The organism is Pseudomonas inefficax (genome assembly GCF_900277125.1).
GTDB lineage: Bacteria > Pseudomonadota > Gammaproteobacteria > Pseudomonadales > Pseudomonadaceae > Aquipseudomonas > Aquipseudomonas inefficax.
In genome coordinates this window covers 1-18,795 of sequence record NZ_OPYN01000025.1, presented here as the reverse complement: position 1 = coordinate 18,795, position 18,795 = coordinate 1, and the positions used below count along the sequence as shown (strand labels likewise).

Annotated in this window: 19 protein-coding genes and 1 tRNA gene; 11 read left to right on the top strand and 9 right to left on the bottom strand. The window is 62.6% G+C overall.

From position 1 onward, the window contains the following. Positions 1-5: 5 nt before the first annotated feature. The 6 genes from hisF to JV551A3_RS02715 all read right to left on the bottom strand — a co-directional run bounded on the left by hisF (position 6) and on the right by JV551A3_RS02715 (position 4,979). Positions 6-776: an imidazole glycerol phosphate synthase subunit HisF gene (gene hisF, locus JV551A3_RS02740; RefSeq protein WP_025337372.1), complete on the bottom strand. Its 771-nt coding sequence runs from the start codon at positions 774-776 to the stop codon at positions 6-8. 10 nt (positions 777-786) lie between these two features. Further along, positions 787-1,524: a 1-(5-phosphoribosyl)-5-[(5-phosphoribosylamino)methylideneamino]imidazole-4-carboxamide isomerase gene (hisA, locus tag JV551A3_RS02735; protein ID WP_003257484.1), complete on the bottom strand. Its 738-nt coding sequence runs from the start codon at positions 1,522-1,524 to the stop codon at positions 787-789. 27 nt (positions 1,525-1,551) lie between these two features. Further along, complete coding sequence (locus tag JV551A3_RS02730) at positions 1,552-1,812, bottom strand: DUF2164 domain-containing protein (protein WP_046614499.1); 261 nt, start codon at positions 1,810-1,812, stop codon at positions 1,552-1,554. Further along, a complete protein-coding gene (gene hisH, locus JV551A3_RS02725; protein WP_013970493.1) occupies positions 1,813-2,451 on the bottom strand; it encodes an imidazole glycerol phosphate synthase subunit HisH in 639 nt (212 codons plus the stop codon). Then, entirely contained in the window at positions 2,452-3,045 is a 594-nt protein-coding gene (gene hisB / locus JV551A3_RS02720) for an imidazoleglycerol-phosphate dehydratase HisB (RefSeq protein ID WP_003255736.1), read from the bottom strand. It abuts the gene before it with no gap. Between the two features lie 272 nt (positions 3,046-3,317). Further along, positions 3,318-4,979 carry an OFA family MFS transporter gene (locus JV551A3_RS02715; RefSeq protein WP_133969969.1) on the bottom strand — a complete coding sequence of 554 codons (1,662 nt, stop codon included), beginning with the start codon at positions 4,977-4,979 and terminating at the stop codon, positions 3,318-3,320. A 408-nt stretch (positions 4,980-5,387) separates the two neighbouring features. Here JV551A3_RS02715 and JV551A3_RS02710 point away from each other — a divergent pair, with 408 nt between their 5' ends. The 6 genes from JV551A3_RS02710 to JV551A3_RS02685 all read left to right on the top strand — a co-directional run bounded on the left by JV551A3_RS02710 (position 5,388) and on the right by JV551A3_RS02685 (position 10,972). Continuing rightward, positions 5,388-7,634, top strand: a complete 2,247-nt coding sequence (locus JV551A3_RS02710) for an AsmA family protein (protein ID WP_133969968.1) — start codon at positions 5,388-5,390, stop codon at positions 7,632-7,634. Beyond that, complete coding sequence (gene mutY / locus JV551A3_RS02705; protein ID WP_133969967.1) at positions 7,631-8,698, top strand: A/G-specific adenine glycosylase; 1,068 nt, start codon at positions 7,631-7,633, stop codon at positions 8,696-8,698. Before JV551A3_RS02710 ends, mutY begins: the two co-directional genes overlap by 4 nt. After that, the gene (locus JV551A3_RS02700) at positions 8,695-8,967 is read left to right on the top strand and encodes an oxidative damage protection protein (RefSeq protein WP_003257478.1); all 273 of its coding nucleotides are present in this window, start codon (positions 8,695-8,697) and stop codon (positions 8,965-8,967) included. Before mutY ends, JV551A3_RS02700 begins: the two co-directional genes overlap by 4 nt. A gap of 90 nt (positions 8,968-9,057) precedes the next feature. Continuing rightward, positions 9,058-9,133 (top strand) — tRNA-Phe (locus JV551A3_RS02695). Between the two features lie 168 nt (positions 9,134-9,301). Then, a complete protein-coding gene (gene ppk2, locus JV551A3_RS02690; RefSeq protein WP_133969966.1) occupies positions 9,302-10,282 on the top strand; it encodes a polyphosphate kinase 2 in 981 nt (326 codons plus the stop codon). 246 nt (positions 10,283-10,528) lie between these two features. Next, a complete protein-coding gene (locus JV551A3_RS02685; RefSeq protein WP_112251374.1) occupies positions 10,529-10,972 on the top strand; it encodes a hypothetical protein in 444 nt (147 codons plus the stop codon). Between the two features lie 182 nt (positions 10,973-11,154). Here JV551A3_RS02685 and gabP read toward each other — a convergent pair whose 3' ends face one another. After that, on the bottom strand, positions 11,155-12,540 hold the full coding sequence (gene gabP, locus JV551A3_RS02675; protein WP_112251372.1) for a GABA permease: 1,386 nt from the start codon (positions 12,538-12,540) through the stop codon (positions 11,155-11,157). A gap of 664 nt (positions 12,541-13,204) precedes the next feature. Between gabP and JV551A3_RS02670 the strand changes: the two genes are divergently transcribed. The 5 genes from JV551A3_RS02670 (at position 13,205) to JV551A3_RS02650 (ending at position 17,495) form a co-directional block, all read left to right on the top strand. Next, complete coding sequence (locus JV551A3_RS02670; RefSeq protein ID WP_003255746.1) at positions 13,205-13,978, top strand: ABC transporter ATP-binding protein; 774 nt, start codon at positions 13,205-13,207, stop codon at positions 13,976-13,978. An 11-nt stretch (positions 13,979-13,989) separates the two neighbouring features. After that, positions 13,990-14,745, top strand: coding sequence for an ABC transporter substrate-binding protein (locus tag JV551A3_RS02665; protein WP_133969965.1), 756 nt, complete (start codon positions 13,990-13,992; stop codon positions 14,743-14,745). Between the two features lie 54 nt (positions 14,746-14,799). Then, entirely contained in the window at positions 14,800-15,492 is a 693-nt protein-coding gene (locus JV551A3_RS02660; protein WP_112251370.1) for an ABC transporter permease, read from the top strand. Then, entirely contained in the window at positions 15,492-16,181 is a 690-nt protein-coding gene (locus tag JV551A3_RS02655) for an ABC transporter permease (RefSeq protein ID WP_015268628.1), read from the top strand. Before JV551A3_RS02660 ends, JV551A3_RS02655 begins: the two co-directional genes overlap by 1 nt. 108 nt (positions 16,182-16,289) lie before the next feature. Beyond that, positions 16,290-17,495 carry a methyltransferase gene (locus JV551A3_RS02650; protein ID WP_133978308.1) on the top strand — a complete coding sequence of 402 codons (1,206 nt, stop codon included), beginning with the start codon at positions 16,290-16,292 and terminating at the stop codon, positions 17,493-17,495. A 364-nt stretch (positions 17,496-17,859) separates the two neighbouring features. On the opposite strand, the gene JV551A3_RS02645 is transcribed toward JV551A3_RS02650, so the two are convergent. Both JV551A3_RS02645 and JV551A3_RS02640 read right to left on the bottom strand, forming a co-directional pair. Beyond that, a complete protein-coding gene (locus JV551A3_RS02645) occupies positions 17,860-18,150 on the bottom strand; it encodes a DUF3077 domain-containing protein (protein ID WP_003257466.1) in 291 nt (96 codons plus the stop codon). Positions 18,151-18,528: 378 nt separating this feature from the next. Further along, positions 18,529-18,795, bottom strand: a 267-nt coding sequence (locus JV551A3_RS02640) for an integrase core domain-containing protein (RefSeq protein ID WP_137010652.1), incomplete at its 5' end; no start/stop codon positions are given.

Here is an 18,795-nt window from a genome sequence, read left to right as displayed (position 1 = left end):
ATCGATCAGCGAACGACGATCCCGCGCGAAGCCATGTAAGCCTTGGCTTCAGGCACCGTGTACTCACCAAAGTGGAAGATACTGGCCGCCAGCACCGCACTGGCATGCCCTTCCAGAATGCCGTCAGCCAGGTGCTGCAGGTTACCCACCCCGCCCGAGGCAATCACCGGAATACCCAGCGCATCACTGATCGCGCGGGTAACGCCCAGGTCGAAGCCGTTCTTCATGCCGTCCTGGTCCATGCTGGTCAGCAGAATCTCGCCGGCCCCCAGGCCTTCCATCTTCTTCGCCCATTCAACGGCATCCAGCCCGGTCGGCTTGCGCCCGCCGTGGGTGAATATCTCCCAACGCGGCTGCTCACCCGGGCCGGATACCTTCTTGGCGTCGATGGCGACAACGATGCACTGCGAACCGAAACGGTCCGCGGCCTCGCCGACAAACTCCGGGTTGAACACCGCGGCCGTATTGATCGAGACCTTGTCGGCACCGGCATTGAGCAGGTTGCGGATGTCCTGCACGGTGCGCACGCCACCGCCCACGGTCAGCGGGATGAACACCTGGCTGGCCATGCGCTCGACGGTGTGCAGGGTGGTGTCGCGGCCGTCGACGCTGGCAGTGATGTCGAGGAAGGTGATTTCGTCGGCACCTTGCTCGTCGTAGCGACGGGCGATTTCCACCGGGTCGCCGGCATCACGGATGTTCTCGAACTTGACGCCCTTGACCACCCGGCCGTTGTCCACGTCCAGGCAAGGGATGATGCGCTTGGCCAGTGCCATGGTTCAGTCCTCAGCCTTGGTAGTTGTCGCAGAAGGCCTGGGCCTCGGCGACATCGAGGGTGCCTTCGTAGATGGCACGGCCGGTGATGGCGCCGATGATGCCCGGTGCCTTGGCGTCCAGCAGGGCCTTGATGTCACCCAGGTTGTGGATGCCGCCCGAGGCGATCACCGGGATCGAGGTGGCCTCTGCCAGCGCCTTGGTGAACGGCACGTTGCAGCCCTGCATCATGCCGTCCTTGGCGATGTCGGTGTAGACGATCGCCGAGACGCCATCGGCCTCGAAACGCTTGGCCAGGTCGATGACCTGCACCGAGCTCACTTCAGCCCAGCCGTCGGTGGCGACGAAGCCGTCCTTGGCGTCCAGGCCAACGATGACCTTGCCCGGGAAGGCCTTGCACGCTTCGGCGACGAACTCCGGCTGCTTGACCGCCTTGGTACCGATGATCACGTAGCTGACACCAGCCTTGACGTAGTGCTCGATGGTTTCCAGCGAGCGGATGCCACCGCCGATCTGGATCGGCAGGGTCGGGTAGCGCTTGGCAATGGCGGTGACCACTTCACCGTTGACCGGCTGGCCTTCGAAGGCGCCGTTGAGGTCGACCAGGTGCAGGCGGCGGCAGCCACCCTCGACCCACTTGGCGGCCATGCTCACCGGGTCGTCGGAAAATACCGTGGAGTCTTCCATGCGGCCTTGGCGCAGGCGCACGCAGGCACCGTCCTTCAGATCGATAGCGGGGATAATCAGCATCTTGGGAACCTGTCTGTTCTTGGGGTTTCAGGGCTTTTCGAGCGCCCACAGATCGCTTTCGATGCTCTCGAACCGCTCCTTGAGGTGCAGCTGAACATCGGCAATCGCCCTGTTGTAGTAATGGGGTGCAATTTCTTTGCTGAACAGCTCGAGGACCTCGGCCACTTCGAACGACCCCAGCTCCAGCTCGAAACGGTCTTCGAGGAAGCGCTTGAGCGTGTGCAGCGCTTCGCGCTCCTGCTCGGGGGCCAGGGTGATTACCGGGGCCTTGGTCTTCGACCTGCTCATTTACCAGCGCCCGTCCCAGGCGACGAAGTTCTGCAGCAGCTGCAGGCCATGGGTATGGCTCTTCTCCGGGTGGAACTGCACGGCAAAGCGCGAGCCATCGGCCAGTGCAGCGGCGAAATCGACACCGTAATGGCCGCGGCCGACCACCTGGGCTGGCTTGCCGGCATTGATGTAATAACTGTGCACGAAGTAGAACCGCGCGCGGTCGGGGATGTCGTGCCACAGCGGGTGGTCGTTGGTCTGGCCGACTTCGTTCCAGCCCATGTGCGGCACCTTCAGGTGCTCGCCGTCTTCCTGCAGGTCTTTGCCGAAGAAGCGCACCTGGCCCGGGAACAGGCCGATGCAGTCGACACCGTCGTTTTCTTCGCTGTGGTCGAGCAGTGCCTGCATGCCCACGCAAATGCCGAGGAACGGGCGGTCCTGGCTGACTTCGCGCACCAGGCTGTCGAAGCCCAGGCGGCGGATTTCTGCCATGCAGTCGCGAATCGCGCCCACCCCTGGGAATACCACGCGGTCGGCTTCGCGGATGACCGTGGCATCGCTGGTGACCAGCACCTTGCCGGCCCCTACATGCTCCAGTGCCTTGGCCACAGAGTGCAGGTTACCCATGCCATAGTCGATTACGGCTACCGTCTGCATTTACAGGCACCCTTTGGTGGAAGGCATCTGCCCGGCCATGCGCTCGTCGAGGGTGATGGCCATGCGCAGGGCGCGGCCGAAAGCCTTGAACACGGTTTCGATCTGGTGGTGGGTGTTGTGGCCACGCAGGTTGTCGATGTGCAGAGTCACCAGGGCATGGTTGACGAAGCCCTGGAAGAACTCCTGGAACAGGTCGACATCGAAACCGCCGACGCTGGCACGGGTGTACGGCACGTGCATCTGCAGGCCCGGGCGACCGGAGAAGTCGATGACCACGCGCGACAGCGCTTCGTCCAGCGGCACGTAGGCGTGGCCGTAGCGGAAGATGCCCTTCTTGTCACCGATGGCCTGGGCGAATGCCATGCCCAGGGTGATGCCGACGTCTTCGACGGTATGGTGATCGTCGATATGCGTGTCACCCTTGCACTCGATATCCAGATCGATCAGCCCATGGCGGGCGATCTGGTCCAGCATGTGTTCAAGGAAAGGCACACCGATATCGAATCGGGCCTTGCCACTGCCATCGAGGTTGATCGAGCACTTGACCTGGGTTTCCAGGGTATTGCGCTCGACGGAAGCCTTACGTTCGACCATCACCAGCTCCGCAAAATCATTAGGCGAAAAGGGCTTCATTATAGGCCTAGAACGCGCCCGCTTGAAACGCGGATGACATATGGCAAAGCACGTAATTACGGGGACTGGATGCCGTTACCGGTCTATACAACCAGGTGGCTCGGCAGGGTATGGGGCTGCTTTGCAGCCCATCGCGACACAAGGCCGCTCCTACAGGGGACCGCGCTCGAAGATGAAACGGGGACCAATGTAGGAGCGGCCTTGTGTCGCGATGGGGCGCAAAGCGCCCCCAATCAATGGAACAGCACAGCCGTCTTCTGCAGGGTAATCCAAACGCCCCAGGCCAACGGCACAACTACCACCGCCCAGGCCAGCAGCACCAGCGGCAGGCTGCCCGGTGCCGCCTTCCACTCCAGCGAGCGTGCCCCGTCGGCGCCCTTGTCATGGCTCAACGCCCGTTCGGCAGCCAGTTCGGCATCGCTCATGAAATGCTTGTCGGCCACCGGTCGCACCAGCATGTTGCAGACAAAGCCCAGCACCAGCAGGCCGGCGAGGATGTACAGGGTCATGTCATAGGCAGCCGCACGCTCAACCCCGGCCGCCAACTGGTACTCGCGCAGGTAGGTGATAAGCACCGGCCCCAGCACCCCCGCCGCCGCCCAGGCGGTCAGCAGGCGGCCATGAATGGCGCCGACCATCTGCGTGCCGAACAGGTCGGCCAGGTAGGCCGGTACCGTGGCAAAGCCACCACCGTACATCGACAGGATGATGCAGAACGCCGCCACGAACAGCGCCACGTTACCCAGGTGCCCCATGTTCGGCACCAGGCTGTACAAGCCCACGCCCAGGGCAAAGAAAGCGAAATAGGTGTTCTTGCGGCCAATGTAGTCCGAGAACGACGCCCAGAAGAACCGCCCGCCGATATTGAACAGGCTCAGCAGGCCGGTGAAGCCGGCGGCGATCGCGGCGATCTGCGCCAGCTGGGTGCTGTTCAGCTCGCTGAAGCTCAACCCGTTGCCCAGCAGCTTGCCGGCGAACACTTCCTGCAACAACGGCGAAGCCATGCCGAGGATGCCGATACCCGCCGACACGTTCAGGCACAGCACCAGCCAGATCAAGGCGAACTGCGGGGTCTTCCAGGCCACGCTGACGTGCACGTGGCGGTCGGTGACCATGGTGTTGCCAGCTTTCTTTATCGGGGCGCTCCAGCCTTCGGGCTTCCAGCCGGTTGGCGGTACGCGATACGCCAGGGCACCGGCGGTCATGAACACGAAGTAGATCGCCGCCATGACGACGAAGCTCTGCCACACGCCCACTTCCTGCGCATTGCCGAAATGGCCCATCAGCGCGGTGGCCAGCGGTGCACCGACCATGGCCCCGCCACCGAAGCCCATGATCGCCATGCCGGTGGCCATGCCGCGCTTGTCCGGGAACCATTTGATCAGGGTCGAAACCGGCGAAATGTAGCCCAGGCCCAGGCCGATACCGCCGATTGCGCCAGAACCCAGCCACATCAGCCACAGCTGATGGGTTTTCACGCCAATGGCTGAAATAAGCATGCCGCCGCACCAGCACAACGCCGACACCAAGCCGGCCTTGCGCGGTCCGGCGTGCTCCAGCCAACCACCCAGCACGGCTGCCGAGCAACCGAGGAAGACGAAGAACAGCGTGTAGATCCAGCTCAGCATGGAAATCGGCCAATCGCATTCGGCGCTGAACATACGGGCCATGAAGCCCATGTCCGCTGCGCAGGCGACCGGGGCGGTGATGCCGAGGGCTTGCGACAGGGGCAGCCAGAACACAGAGAAGCCATAGGCCATGCCGATGCACAGGTGGATGGCCAGGGCGGCTGGCGGGACCAGCCAGCGGTTGAAGCCCGGGCGGGCGATGATGCGCTCCTTCGACAGGAAGCCTGGCGCATTGGCCAAGGTCCCTGCCGCGACAGTACTGCTCATGGATCAGATCCTTCTTATAGGGGGGGTGCAGGCAAAGCGGCGCAAGGGTAGCAGCATCAAGTGGCGTGAAAGCAATCTGATATCGTTAATTTTTGCTCGGCTGAAACGGTCCTCTTTCTGAAGTCCTGCGCTGCCGCTGTGGGAGCGGCCTTGTGTCGCGAAAGGGCCGCACAGCGGCCCCGGCAATATCTGCGGCGAAGCTGGGAACGTGGGGCCGCTGCGCGACCCTTTCGCGACACAAGGCCGCTCCCACAGCTGATCGCGTACAGCAAAAATACTGTCGAAAGCCGTACCATCTGCTGTACACGTAGGAAATGCCCCGTATCTCTAGTCGAATACGCAGGGGCAATCACTGCGGCGCTATACTCTGCCGCCTGAATTTCAAAAACGGACTACAAGGACTCGCCCATGAAAGCGTTCGGCAAAATCCTGGGACTTGGGCTTCTCGGGTTGCTGCTGATCATCGTGGCGCTGGGCTTCGCCCTGACCCACCTCTTCGATCCCAACGACTATAAAGACGAGATTCGCCAGCTGGCACGTGACAAGGCTCACGTCGAGCTGACCCTCAACGGTGACATTGGCTGGAGCCTGTTCCCGTGGCTGGGCCTTGAGCTGCACGAGGCGAGCATCGCCACCTTGAACAAACCCAAGGAGCCATTCGCCGACCTGCAGATGCTCGGCCTGTCGGTACGTGTGCTGCCACTGCTGCGCCGCGAAGTGCAGATGAGCGACGTGCGCGTGGAGGGCCTGAACCTGACCCTGGCTCGTGACGAACACGGCCATGGCAACTGGGAAGACATCGGCAAGCCGCTGCCCGCGCAGAACGGCGCCAGCGCCGATACGCAGGCCGGTGCCCCAGCCCAGGCGCCGGCCGAACAGGCGTCGGCACCGGTCGCCAGCAACGAGCGCGCCGTCAAGCTGGACATCGACAGCCTGACCGTCAACAACGCCCGCGTGCAGTACACCGATGCCAAGACCGGCCAGAGCTACAGTGCCGAAAGCATCCAGCTGAGCACCGGCCCGGTCCACGAAGGGGCGAACATCCCGCTCAAGGCCAGCGCCTTCCTCAGTGCCAGCCAGCCGAACATCAAGGCTCGCACCGAACTGGCCGGCGAACTGCGCTTCGATCGCAAGCTCAAGCGCTACAACTTCGAAGACATGCGCCTGTCGGGCGAAACCTCGGGTGAGCCCACCGGCGGCAAGACCGTGACCTTCGCCGCCCAAGGCCAGTTGCTGGTCGACCTGGCCGCCAATGTCGCCTCGTGGAACGGTCTGAAAGTCTCGGCCAACCAGCTGCGCGCCCTGGGCGAACTGAACCTGCGTGACCTGGACAAGGCGCCACAGCTGAGCGGCGGCCTGTCCATCGCCCAGTTCGACCTGCGCACCTTCCTCGACAGCATCGGCCGCCCGCTGCCGACCACCAACGACCCGGCGGCCTTCGCCAAGCTGGAACTGGTCACCCGCCTGCAGGGCACGCCGAACAGTCTGGCCCTGGAAGACCTGGCGGTGAAGCTGGACGACAGCACCTTCAGTGGCCGCGTGGCCATCGAGGACTTCGCCAAACAGGCCCTGCGCCTGCAGCTCAAGGGCGACACCTTCAACGCCGACCGCTACCTGCCGGCCAAGAGTGAAGAAGCCAAGGGCGCCACCGCCGCGCGTCAGGCCGAGGTCAAGCAACAGGAAGCTAGCGCGGTCGCCGGCCCTGGTACCACGCCGCTTCCCAACGCCCCGACCCAGGTCGCCTGGAGCGACGACAAGCTGCTGCCGGTCGACCGCCTGCGCGCCCTCGACTTGCAGGCCGACCTGGCCTTCGGCTCGCTGACCCTGGACAAACTGCCGATCGAAGACGCCCAGCTCAAGGCCATCGGCCAGGGCGGCCTGCTGACCTTGCAAACCCTGCGCGGTGAACTGTACAACGGCACCTTCGAGGCCAAGGGCACCGTCGACGTGCGCCCTGCCGTGCCGCAACTGGGCGTCAACACCAACATCCAGCGGGTGCCGGTGGAGCACTTCATCAAGACCGAGGGCAAGGAACAGACGCCACCAGTCAAAGGCCTGCTAACGCTGACCAGCGACCTGACCGCCACCGGCAACAGCCAGAAGGCCCTGGTCGATACCCTGAACGGCAACGCCAACTTCGTCATCAACGACGGCGTGCTGGTCAATGCCAACCTGGAACAGCAGCTGTGCAAGGCCATCGCCACGCTGAACCGCAAATCGCTCACCGGCGAGCCACGCGGCAAGGACACCCCGTTCCAGGAACTGCGCGGCAGCCTGGTGGTGCGTAATGGCGTCGCCAGCAACCCGGACCTCAAGGCGCGCATTCCGGGCCTGACCGCCAATGGCCATGGTGACCTCGACTTGCGTGTACTGGGCATGGACTACAACGTTGGCGTGGTCGTCGAAGGCGACCAGCGCGCCATGCCGGACCCGGCCTGCCAGGTCAACGAACGCTATGTCGGTGTCGAAATACCGCTGCGCTGCCGCGGCCCGCTGGAGCTGGGCGCCAAGGCCTGCCGCCTGGACCAGGACGGCCTGGGCAAGGTAGCTGCCAAACTGGCCGGCAACCGCCTGCAAGACAAGATCGATGAAAAACTCGGAGACAAAGTGAGCCCGGAATTGAAAGACGCGCTCAAGGGGCTGTTCAAGCGATGAGCCCCGAGCAGTTCTCCAGCGCAGTGCTGGATTGGTATGACGAACACGGCCGGCACGACCTGCCCTGGCAACAGGGCATCAACCCGTACCGGGTGTGGGTGTCGGAAATCATGTTGCAGCAGACCCAGGTCAGCACCGTGCTCAACTACTTCGACCGCTTCATGCAGGCCCTGCCGACCGTGCAAGCCCTGGCCGAAGCGCCGGAGGACGAAGTGCTGCACCTGTGGACGGGCCTGGGCTACTACACCCGGGCACGCAACCTGCAAAAGGCCGCGAAGATCGTGGTCGAACAGCATGGCGGCGAATTCCCGCGCAGTGTCGAGCAGCTCACCGAGCTGCCCGGCATCGGCCGCTCGACTGCCGGCGCCATTGCCAGCATCAGCATGGGCATCCGCGCACCGATCCTCGACGGCAACGTCAAGCGCGTACTGGCCCGCTACACCGCCCAGGCCGGCTACCCCGGTGAGCCCAAGGTAGCCAACCAACTGTGGGCCACAGCCGAACGTTTTACCCCGCAACAGCGGGCCAACCACTACACCCAGGCAATGATGGACATGGGCGCCACGCTGTGCACCCGCAGCAAACCCAGTTGCCTGATCTGCCCGCTGCAGCGCGGCTGCGAAGCGCACCTGCACGGTGAAGAAACCCGTTACCCAGAGCCGAAGCCGCGCAAGGCACTGCCGCAACGCCGCACCCTGATGCCACTGCTGGCCAACCACGAAGGCGCCATCCTGCTTTACCGCCGCCCGTCCAGCGGGCTTTGGGGTGGCTTGTGGAGCCTGCCGGAGCTGGACGACATCGCCCAGCTCGACGACCTGGCCTACCAGCACGGCCTGCGCCTGGCTGGCAGCCGCGCCATGGACGGCCTGACCCATACCTTCAGCCACTTCCAGCTGGCGATCGAGCCCTGGCTGGTGCGCGTCGACCCGGTCGGCCAGCACGTGGCCGAGGCCGACTGGCTCTGGTATAACCTCGCCACCCCGCCGCGCCTGGGCCTCGCCGCCCCGGTGAAAAAGCTGCTCAAACGCGCGGCCGACGAACTGACTGCAGGAGACGCCCGATGACCCGCACCGTGATGTGCCGCAAGTACAAAGAAGAACTGCCAGGCCTGGAGCGCCCGCCCTACCCCGGCGCCAAAGGCCAGGACATCTTCGAACACATCTCGCAGAAAGCCTGGGCCGACTGGCAGAAGCACCAGACCATGCTGATCAACGAAAAGCGCCTGAACATGATGAACGCCGAGGACCGCAAGTTCCTCCAGGGCGAGATGGACAAGTTTTTCGCCGGCGAAGAATACGCCCAGGCGGAAGGCTACGTTCCACCCTCGGAATGACCCCACGGAACGTAAGCGACGGAATTAATTTAAAATTTTTTCAAAAAGTCGTTGACGAGCGGTCTGAAAGTCTATTTAATTCACCTCGTCGCCCAGATAGCTCAGTCGGTAGAGCAGAGGATTGAAAATCCTCGTGTCGGCGGTTCGACTCCGTCTCTGGGCACCACCTTCAAGCTTCTGGTGGTTGCAAAGTTACCCGAAGCGACAACAAGAAACCCGCCTAGTGCGGGTTTTTTGTTGTCTGTCATTTTTGCTTTGACCAGCATCAAATAGCCACCAAGCGCTCACCTTCATACTCGAAGACGGACATCCGAATCGACCAGCAAGGACCTCCATGAGCGAAGAATCCCCCCTCCTGCTCCCCGCCCCCAGCGAGCCCGCCATCACCACAGCCCGCACGCGCCGCCCACGCCAGCGCAAGCCGGAGCCGACGATTACCAGCATCAGCCAGCAACCCGCAGCCCTGGAAGTTGCCACCGCCCCCAAGGGCAGCAACGAAGACAGCACCTCGGCTCGCCTGCCAGGCAGCTACCCCTACCGTACCCGCCTGCGCCGTCAGGACTACGAGAAGGCCAAGCACGCGCTGCAGATCGAGCTGCTGAAGGTGCAGAGCTGGGTGAAGGAAACCGGCCAGCGCGTGGTGATCCTGTTCGAAGGGCGCGATGCTGCGGGCAAGGGCGGCACCATCAAGCGCTTCATGGAACACCTGAACCCGCGTGGCGCGCGCATCGTCGCCCTGGAAAAGCCTTCCGAGCAGGAAAAAGGTCAGTGGTACTTCCAGCGCTACATCCAGCATCTGCCCACGGCGGGCGAAATGGTGTTCTTCGACCGCTCCTGGTACAACCGCGCCGGGGTCGAGAAGGTGATGGACTTCTGCACGCCGCTGCAATACCTGGAGTTCATGCGCCAGGCGCCAGACCTTGAGCGCATGCTGTGCAACAGCGGCATCCTGTTGTTCAAGTACTGGTTTTCGGTGAACCGCGAAGAGCAGCTGCGCCGCTTCATCTCGCGCCGGGACGACCCGCTCAAGCACTGGAAGCTGTCACCCATCGACATCAAGTCTCTGGACAAGTGGGACGACTACACCGCCGCCAAGGAGGCAATGTTCTTCCATACCGACACGGCTGATGCGCCGTGGACGGTGATCAAGTCCGATGACAAGAAGCGTGCGCGAATCAACTGCATCCGGCACTTCCTGCATTCGCTGGATTACCCGGGCAAGGACCACAGCGTGGCGCATGCGCCGGATGCACAGCTGGTGGGGCGGGCATCGCGGGGGTTTGAGGAGGATGAGCCTACTCCGCTCGCCAGCTGAATCGCCGGGGCTGCTTTGCAGCCCATCGCCGGCAAGCCAGCTCCCACAGGGATCGCGCCAGCTTCAGAAATTGAGTAAGACAGTTGCTCCCACAGGATTTGCACCGGCCTTGAGCCTGGCGCTGTACTTGTGGGAGCTGGCTTGCCGGCGATTGGGGCGCGCAGCGGCCCGCTTTGCGCAACACTTGGGTTTCCCGGGCAACTGCGCTTCAATACGCGCACTTTTCCGACACACTCAAGGATTCCCATGGCCACCCCTACCAAGCAACAGAAACGCGCCAAGCGCGCCGCCAGCAAGGCCAAGCAGAACCGCATGGTGCGCAGCGGCCAGGCGGTCAAGGCCAGCGCCGGTGACAGCGCCAGCGTCGAGCAGGTGTACAACAAGGCCATGGAGTCGGGTAGCTACGACCCGCTGTTCAAGAAAATGAAGGAAGCCCAGGAAGGCGGCCTGGTACCGATGATTTCTGTGTTCCTGGTGGACCCGCTGCTGGCCCTGGTGCTCAAGGGGCACAAGGAAGAACACGCCACCGATTACATCGTGCTGGTGTTCAACGCCTACCGTAAATGGCTGGATGGGGCTGATGAAGAAGCCACCATGGCCTGGCTGGAAAGCGATGAGTTCCAGGCAGCCTATGTGGCGGCTTCGGAGGCGGTGGCCAAGCAGCAGCAACAGCAGAAGCAGTTCGGCTGATATGGCTGCGTGAACTGTGCCGGCCTTTTCGCGGGTAAACCCGCTCCCACAAGGATTCCCACTGGCATCAAGGCCTGTGATGAACCTGTGGGAGCGGGTTCACCCGCGAAAGGGCCGGAACAGACAACAAAAAAGGCCGCGTCCTGCATAGGACGCGGCCTTTTCATTTCAGCCAGCGCGGATCAGTTATCCAGCGCCACCCGCCCGGCAGCTTCGCGCTTGCGGTGTACCAGCAAGCCAGCCGCCACCACACCAATGCTCAGCAGTGCGGTCGCGATGATTTCGGCGCGGTGGTCCTCACGCAGCGCCATTACCACCAGGATGGCAACGATGAAGGCAATGGTCGCCCAGGTCAGGCCCGGGAACAGCCACATCTTGAAGGTGATCTTCTCGCCACGGGCCTCGCGCTGGGCACGCATGCGCAGCTGCGACACGGCAATCACCAGGTAAACCAGCAGGGCAATGGCACCGGAGCTTGCCAGCAGGAACTCGAACACCTGGGCCGGGGCCACGAAGTTGGCGAACACACAGAGGAACGCCGCTGCAGTGGACAGCAGAACCGCCACATGCGGGGTAGCCGACTTGGTGGTGCGCTGGGCAATGGCCGGGGCGTCACCACGCTTGCTCAGCGAGAACAGCATGCGCGACGAGGTGTACAGCGCCGAGTTCAGGCAGCTGGTCACGGCGATCAGCACGACGATGTCGACGATCAGCTTGGCATTCGGCACGCCAATGCGGCTCAGCACAGTCTGGTAGGAACCGGTCTCGGCCAGCGCCGGGTCGTTCCACGGTACCAACGCCACGACCAGGAAGATCGACACCAGGTAGAACAGGCAGATACGCCAGATTACCGAGTTGGTGGCGCGGCTGATCTGCTTGCCCGGGTCTTTCGACTCGGCAGCGGCGATGGTGACGATTTCGGTACCCATGAACGAGAACATGGTGGTCAGCATGGCTGCCAGCACCGCACCCAGGCCGTTAGGCATGAAGCCCTGGGTGTCGAACAGGTGGCTGGCACCGCTCACCTGGCTGCTCGGCACAAAGCCGAACATGGCCGCACAACCCACAGCAATGAAGCCAATGATTGCCAGCACCTTGAGAAGGGCGAACCAGAACTCGAACTCGCCGTAGTTCTTCACGCTGCACAGGTTGGTCAAGGTCAGCGCCAGGGTGATGACCAGCGAGAACGCCCACAGGTCTACCGCAGGGAACCAGGCATGCAGGATGGCCGCGGCGGCGTTGGCCTCCAGCGGAATCACCAGCACCCAGAACCACCAGTACAGCCAGCCAATGGTGAAACCGGCCCAGCGCCCGATGGCGCGGTCGGCATATGTAGAGAACGAACCGGTGTCAGGCGAGGCGACCGCCATTTCACCCAACATGCGCATGACCAGCACGACCAGCGTACCGGCGGCAGCGTAAGCCAGCAGCACGGCTGGGCCGGCAGCAGCGATGGCGTGGCCGGAGCCAACGAACAGGCCGGCACCGATGACGCCAGCGATGGACAGCATGGTCACATGCCGTTGTTTGAGCCCCTGAGCGAGGTCATTGGAATTGTTACCGCTCATTGAAACTACCTTTGTAAGGAGTGGACCACTCCGACTGCGTTTACGGAGCGCGCCCGGGGTTGACCTGGGCGTCGCTGCAATCGGCGGTTTCCTACTGGCAATAAGCGCGCCATGTGCTGAATGCATTCGTCAGAAAAGTCGGCGGCCCTTTTAGCATGCGGTTTGGAGGGCTTTCGGCCAGCGGCTGACCGAAAGGCCACCAAATCATCGGATTACTGAAATACCCACTTACAAACGCACCAAAGGTGCTCCACGGTAACACCTGTGCACCAGCGCAATGCATTAAAGTGCAACCTTAAGGTACAACCTGACGCCTTGGCCGACCCCGTTCGCGGGTGCGCCCGCTCCCACACGCAGGGTGCAACCATTTCGGCTTTTTACAGAACAAGTGGGAGCGGGCGTGCCCGCGAATGGTCTAAAACCGCTTCCATGAGCGGGCCAAAGCTGGCACCATCGCGCCTTTTTTCATCAAGGCTCTGGTGCTGGGCGACACCTGCGCGGACATCCGCGCGACGTTGCGCTGCAGCGATGCGACAAACTGCCCCACCAGCGCCCCGAGTCCCCAGCAACCCTGTTGGCCGTGATAATGCCGCTATGCTAGCTTGGCGCACGCCAGGAAGGCCGCCAACAGCTGGGAACGCACCCGTACACATGAGGACCGCACATGGCTCAGGCCACGCCCGCGCTGGAAATCCGCAATCTGCACAAACGCTACGGCGAGCAGGAAATTCTCAAGGGCATTTCGCTGACCGCACGCGACGGTGACGTGATCTCCATCCTGGGGTCGTCCGGCTCCGGCAAGTCCACCCTGCTGCGCTGCATCAACCTGCTCGAGAACCCGCACCAGGGCGAAATCCTGGTCGCCGGTGAAGCCCTCAAGCTCAAGGCAGCCAAGAACGGCGACCTGATCGCCGCCGACAACCGCCAGATCAACCGCCTGCGCAGCGAGATCGGCTTCGTCTTCCAGAACTTCAACCTGTGGCCGCACATGTCGATCCTCGACAACATCATCGAGGCGCCACGCCGCGTGCTTGGCCAGAGCAAGGCCGAGGCCATCGAAGCCGCCGAAGCCCTGCTGAACAAGGTCGGCATCTACGACAAGCGCCACAGCTACCCCGCCCAGCTTTCCGGTGGCCAGCAACAGCGCGCCGCCATTGCCCGTACCCTGGCCATGAAGCCCAAGGTCATCCTGTTCGACGAGCCAACTTCGGCACTCGACCCGGAAATGGTCCAGGAAGTGCTAAACGTTATCCGCGCATTGGCCGAAGAAGGCCGTACCATGCTGCTGGTGACGCACGAGATGAGCTTTGCCCGCCATGTGTCCAGTGAAGTCGTCTTCCTGCACCAGGGCCTGGTAGAAGAGCAGGGATCGCCGCAGCAGGTCTTCGAGAACCCGACCTCGGCGCGTTGCAAGCAATTCATGTCCAGCCACCGCTAACGGAGCAATACATGCACACTTACAAGAAGTTCCTCCTGGCAGCTGCTGCCACGCTGGTGATGTCGGCCAACGCCCTGGCCGCAGAAAAACTGCGCATGGGTATCGAAGCCGCCTACCCACCGTTCAACAACAAGGATGCCAGCGGTAACGTGGTCGGCTTCGACAAAGACATCGGCGACGCCCTGTGCGCCAAGATGAAAGTCGAGTGCTCGGTCGTCACCTCCGACTGGGACGGCATCATCCCGGCCCTGAACGCCAAGAAGTTCGACTTCCTGGTGTCGTCGCTGTCGATCACCGACGAGCGCAAGCAGGCCGTGGACTTCACCGAGCCGTACTACTCCAACAAGCTGCAGTTCATCGCGCCGAAAAACGTCGACTTCAAGACCGACAAGGCCGCGCTCAAGGGCAAGGTGATCGGCACCCAGCGCGCCACCCTGGCTGGCACCTGGCTGGAAGACAACTACGGTGACGACGTAGAGATCAAGCTGTACGACACCCAGGAAAACGCCTACCTCGACCTGGTTTCCGGCCGCATTGACGGCATCCTGGCCGACAAGTACGTGCAGTACGAGTGGCTGAAGAGCAAAGACGGTTCGAACTTCGAGTTCAAGGGCGAGCCGGTGATGGACAGCGACAAGATCGGCATTGCCGTGCGCAAGGGTGACACCAAGCTGCGCGACGACCTGAACAAGGCCCTGGCAGAGATCAAGGCCGACGGCACGTACAAGAAGATCAACGACAAGTACTTCCCGTTCAGCATCGAATGATCCGCCCCGACCGGCGCGCCCTTGCGGCGCGCCAGTCCCTAGAATGACCTGCCCATGAATATCGACCTGCACGGATTCGGTCCGGCCATGATGGCCGGCACCCTGATGACCGTAAAACTGGCGCTTTGCGCCTTGCTGCTGGGCCTGGTGCTGGGCCTGCTCGGCGCCCTGGCCAAGACTTCCACGATCAAGCCGCTGCAATGGCTTGGTGGCTTCTATTCCACCCTGGTTCGCGGCGTGCCCGAACTGCTCTGGGTACTGCTTATCTATTTCGGCACCGTGGGCTTGATGAATGCCCTGGGTGAAGCCCTGAACCTGCCTGGCCTGGAACTCAGCGCCTTCGCTGCGGGTGTGATTGCCCTGGGCCTGTGCTTCGGCGCCTATGCCACCGAAGTGTTCCGTGGCGCCATCCTGGCAATCCCCAAGGGCCACCGCGAAGCCGGCCTGGCGCTGGGCCTGTCCAAGGGGCGCATCCTGTCGCGGATCATCCTGCCGCAGATGTGGCGCATCGCCCTGCCCGGCCTTGGCAACCTGTTCATGATCCTGATGAAGGACACCGCCCTGGTGTCGGTGATCGGCCTGGAAGAAATCATGCGCCACGCACAAATCGGCGTGACCGTGACCAAAGAGCCGTTCACCTTCTACATGGTCGCGGCCTGCATCTACCTGAGCCTGACCGTCATTGCCATGACCGGCATGCACTTCATGGAAAAACGCGCCGCTCGCGGCTTTGCGAGGGCCGAATAATGAATTGGGAAGTCATCATCAAATGGCTGCCACGCCTGGCCCAGGGTGCCACCCTGACCCTGGAGCTGGTGGCCATCGCGGTCGTTGCCGGGTTGATCCTGGCCATCCCGCTGGGCATCGCCCGTTCCTCGCGCCACTGGTACGTGCGCGCGGTGCCGTTCAGTTACATCTTCTTCTTCCGTGGCACACCGCTGCTGGTGCAGCTGTTCCTGGTCTACTACGGCCTGGCGCAGTTCGACGCGGTGCGTTCGAGTTCGCTGTGGCCGTACCTGCGCGACCCGTTCTGGTGCACCGTGCTGACCATGACCCTGCACACTGCTGCCTACATCGCCGAAATTCTGCGCGGCGCGCTGCAGTCGATCCCCAAGGGGGAGATCGAGGCGGCACGGGCGCTTGGCATGTCGCGGGGCAAGACGCTGTTCTACATCATGCTGCCACGCGCCGCGCGCATCGGCCTGCCGGCGTACAGCAACGAAGTGATCCTGATGCTCAAGGCCAGCGCCCTGGCCAGTACCGTGACCCTGCTGGAACTGACCGGCATGGCCCGTACCATCATTGCCCGCACCTACCTGCCGGTGGAGATCTTCTTTGCCGCCGGGGTGTTCTACCTGGTGATCTCGTTCGTACTGGTACAAGGCTTCAAGCTGCTGGAGCGCTGGTTGCGCGTGGATGCGTGCCAAGGCCGCTGAAACCTCACTGACTGCTTCGCGGGCACGCCCGCTCCCACAGGTGACGCTATACCTGTGGGAGCGGGCGTGCCCGCGAAGAGGCCCTCAAAACCACCACACATCCTTGCCATGCCCAACCACCTCCACAGCCCCCACCTGAGCACCCACTTCCAGGACCTCGACCAGTTCCTGATCGAGCACCAACAGCTGTGGAAGCCCCGCCCCTTCACCAGCCTGCAGCTGGCCTGGGAAACCGCCCACCCCGAGCTTGCCGCGCATCTGCGCCAATGCTCCCTAGCAGACGCCGAAACCGACACTCCCGCTGCCCCGTTGCCCGCCCCATTTCCGCAACTGGCCCAGCAAGCCCGACAGCTTTCGGCCATCGGCAACCTCCCGGCAACCGACCTGCCCCCCGCTTCCCACCGCCTCGACGTAGCCGTCCCCGGCCGCAAATGGCAACAGATCGAAGCCTTCGCCAGCCACCTGGCCTTTCGCGAACAGCCCCATCATTGGCTAGACTGGTGCTCCGGCAAAGGCCACCTGGGCCGCCGCCTGCTGCAACCCGGCCAACACCTGACCTGCCTGGAATACGACGCCGAACTGGTCGCTGCCGGCCAGGCCCTGAGCGCGCACCACCACTTGCCGGCGCAGCATGTGCATCAGGATGTGATGGCCAAAGACAGCGCCCGCCACCTGGCTGGCGACAAAAGCGTGGTCGCCCTGCACGCCTGTGGCGACCTGCATGTGCGCCTGATGCAACTGGCCAGCCAGCAAGGTTGCCGGCAACTGGCCGTGGCCCCCTGCTGCTACAACCGCATCGCGGCGCAGCAATACCAGGCGTTATCCACAGCCGCCCAAGCCTCCTGCCTGCGGCTGTCACTGGACGACCTGGGCCTGCCCTTGAGCGAAACCGTTACCGCCGGCGCCCGCGTGCGGCGCCAGCGCGACACCTCAATGGCCCGGCGCCTGGGCTTCGACCTGCTCCAGCGTCAGCAGCGCCAGACCGACGAGTACCTGCCGACACCGTCACTACCCGTGGCCTGGCTGGAGAAGCCCTTCGAGCAATACTGCCGCGACCTGGCCGAACTCAAGCAATTGCAGCTGACAGGCAACCCGGACTGGGCAGCCCTGGAAGCCGCCGGCTGGCAGCGCCTGGCCGAAGTCCGCAACCTGGAGCGCGTGCGCAACCTGTTCCGCCGGCCGCTGGAACTGTGGTTGGTACTCGATCGCGCCCTGTTCCTCGAAGAACAAGGCTACAACGTGCGCCTTGGCCTGTTCTGCGACTACCCACTCACCCCGCGCAACCTGCTAATCCTTGCCGAACGCGACCGTTAGCCGCAGCACAACCTGTGGATAACTCTGTGAACAAGCTTGTGATTACCTGTTGGATCCAAGCGCTATTTCAAGCGTTTGGCTTATTCCGGCTTGTGCGTCAAGGCCAGTAAAAACAGGCGTTTGCGCAAAGACCGGCGGTGTAGCGGTCCGGCATGCCTTTCGCGCACGTCGCCGATGCCACTTGTGCATAAACATTTCTTGTGGTTGGAGTTAGAGCTGCATACACGGTCTTTTGTAGGAGCGGCCTTGTGTCGCGAAAGGGCTGCAACGCAGCCCCGGCGATTCCTGAAACTGCATCGAAAATGGGGGCCGCCTTGCGGCCCATCGCGACACAAGGCCGCTCCTACATTGACCGCGTGAGCCTTCAGTGCGCCTTGTTCTTGGCAATCTCGATATCGTTCATCAGCGCCTTGGCCATGTCGCACAGATAATCGGCAGCGCCCAGGAATTTATGGTCATCCTCCATATCCCCCTCGCGCACCAGATGCTTGATGTAGCCCATCAGAATCGAGACATGCTCGTAAGCAGCATCGACCGGGACACCGGGCTCGACGCGTAGCAGATTGAGGGATGGGTTACCGGCTGCGAGGAAGGTTTCAACGCCTGCGGTGGTGATGGGCTTGGGGCTGCGAGGATCTGTATCGATCGTTTTCAATTTTCAAACTCCCTAGTTCAAAGGAGTTGCCGTGTTCATTCTTTCTCACGGAACAAAGGCGGCAACCGTGCACGAGGTGAGAAACCGAGTGAACATAGGAAGCTCGGCCAGACCGAGGTCTGCCCGCGCACGGTCGCCATTACGCAGCCGATACGTTCAAAATCGGGTTCTCACACCCGGTCGTCAGAGCGACCCGAAAACGGTATCCGTGAGCCATTTCCCCGACAACAGCGATACTTCGGCGGCGCGCGTAGGATAGTTCTGAAGCCACCAAACCCTGAAGCTTTTGGCCCCCAAGTTCAGAATCTTCGTACAACTGATGGCCCCTTCGCGGGTAAACTGTTCTGGTCAAGTATTTCCGGACACCAGTTACGGTGATCAAGCCGCCTGCTGCTCCATAGCTATTGGCGACAAGTAGTTGTTGTAGCTGTGGAGCCTGATTCGGTTGTATCGCATGAAGAAGCTGGTCATGTCCTGCTTGGCCTCTTCAACTTCCTTGTAGCCCTTGGGCGGCACCCATTCTGACTTTAGCGTCCCAAAGAAACGCTCTGTCGGTGCGTTGTCCCAGCATTGTCCCCTGCGGCTCATGCTCTGCGTTATCCCATGCTCAAGCAGCTCGGACTGGAAGCGCTGGCTGGTGTATTG

Coding starts and splice junctions, on each gene's coding strand:
- hisF (WP_025337372.1), bottom strand. CDS start 776: ATGGCACTGGCCAAGCGCATCATCCCTTGCCTGGACGTGGACAACGGC.
- hisA (WP_003257484.1), bottom strand. CDS start 1,524: ATGCTGATTATCCCCGCTATCGATCTGAAGGACGGTGCCTGCGTGCGC.
- JV551A3_RS02730 (WP_046614499.1), bottom strand. CDS start 1,812: ATGAGCAGGTCGAAGACCAAGGCCCCGGTAATCACCCTGGCCCCCGAG.
- hisH (WP_013970493.1), bottom strand. CDS start 2,451: ATGCAGACGGTAGCCGTAATCGACTATGGCATGGGTAACCTGCACTCT.
- hisB (WP_003255736.1), bottom strand. CDS start 3,045: ATGGTCGAACGTAAGGCTTCCGTCGAGCGCAATACCCTGGAAACCCAG.
- JV551A3_RS02715 (WP_133969969.1), bottom strand. CDS start 4,979: ATGAGCAGTACTGTCGCGGCAGGGACCTTGGCCAATGCGCCAGGCTTC.
- JV551A3_RS02710 (WP_133969968.1), top strand. CDS start 5,388: ATGAAAGCGTTCGGCAAAATCCTGGGACTTGGGCTTCTCGGGTTGCTG.
- mutY (WP_133969967.1), top strand. CDS start 7,631: ATGAGCCCCGAGCAGTTCTCCAGCGCAGTGCTGGATTGGTATGACGAA.
- JV551A3_RS02700 (WP_003257478.1), top strand. CDS start 8,695: ATGACCCGCACCGTGATGTGCCGCAAGTACAAAGAAGAACTGCCAGGC.
- ppk2 (WP_133969966.1), top strand. CDS start 9,302: ATGAGCGAAGAATCCCCCCTCCTGCTCCCCGCCCCCAGCGAGCCCGCC.
- JV551A3_RS02685 (WP_112251374.1), top strand. CDS start 10,529: ATGGCCACCCCTACCAAGCAACAGAAACGCGCCAAGCGCGCCGCCAGC.
- gabP (WP_112251372.1), bottom strand. CDS start 12,540: ATGAGCGGTAACAATTCCAATGACCTCGCTCAGGGGCTCAAACAACGG.
- JV551A3_RS02670 (WP_003255746.1), top strand. CDS start 13,205: ATGGCTCAGGCCACGCCCGCGCTGGAAATCCGCAATCTGCACAAACGC.
- JV551A3_RS02665 (WP_133969965.1), top strand. CDS start 13,990: ATGCACACTTACAAGAAGTTCCTCCTGGCAGCTGCTGCCACGCTGGTG.
- JV551A3_RS02660 (WP_112251370.1), top strand. CDS start 14,800: ATGAATATCGACCTGCACGGATTCGGTCCGGCCATGATGGCCGGCACC.
- JV551A3_RS02655 (WP_015268628.1), top strand. CDS start 15,492: ATGAATTGGGAAGTCATCATCAAATGGCTGCCACGCCTGGCCCAGGGT.
- JV551A3_RS02650 (WP_133978308.1), top strand. CDS start 16,290: ATGCCCAACCACCTCCACAGCCCCCACCTGAGCACCCACTTCCAGGAC.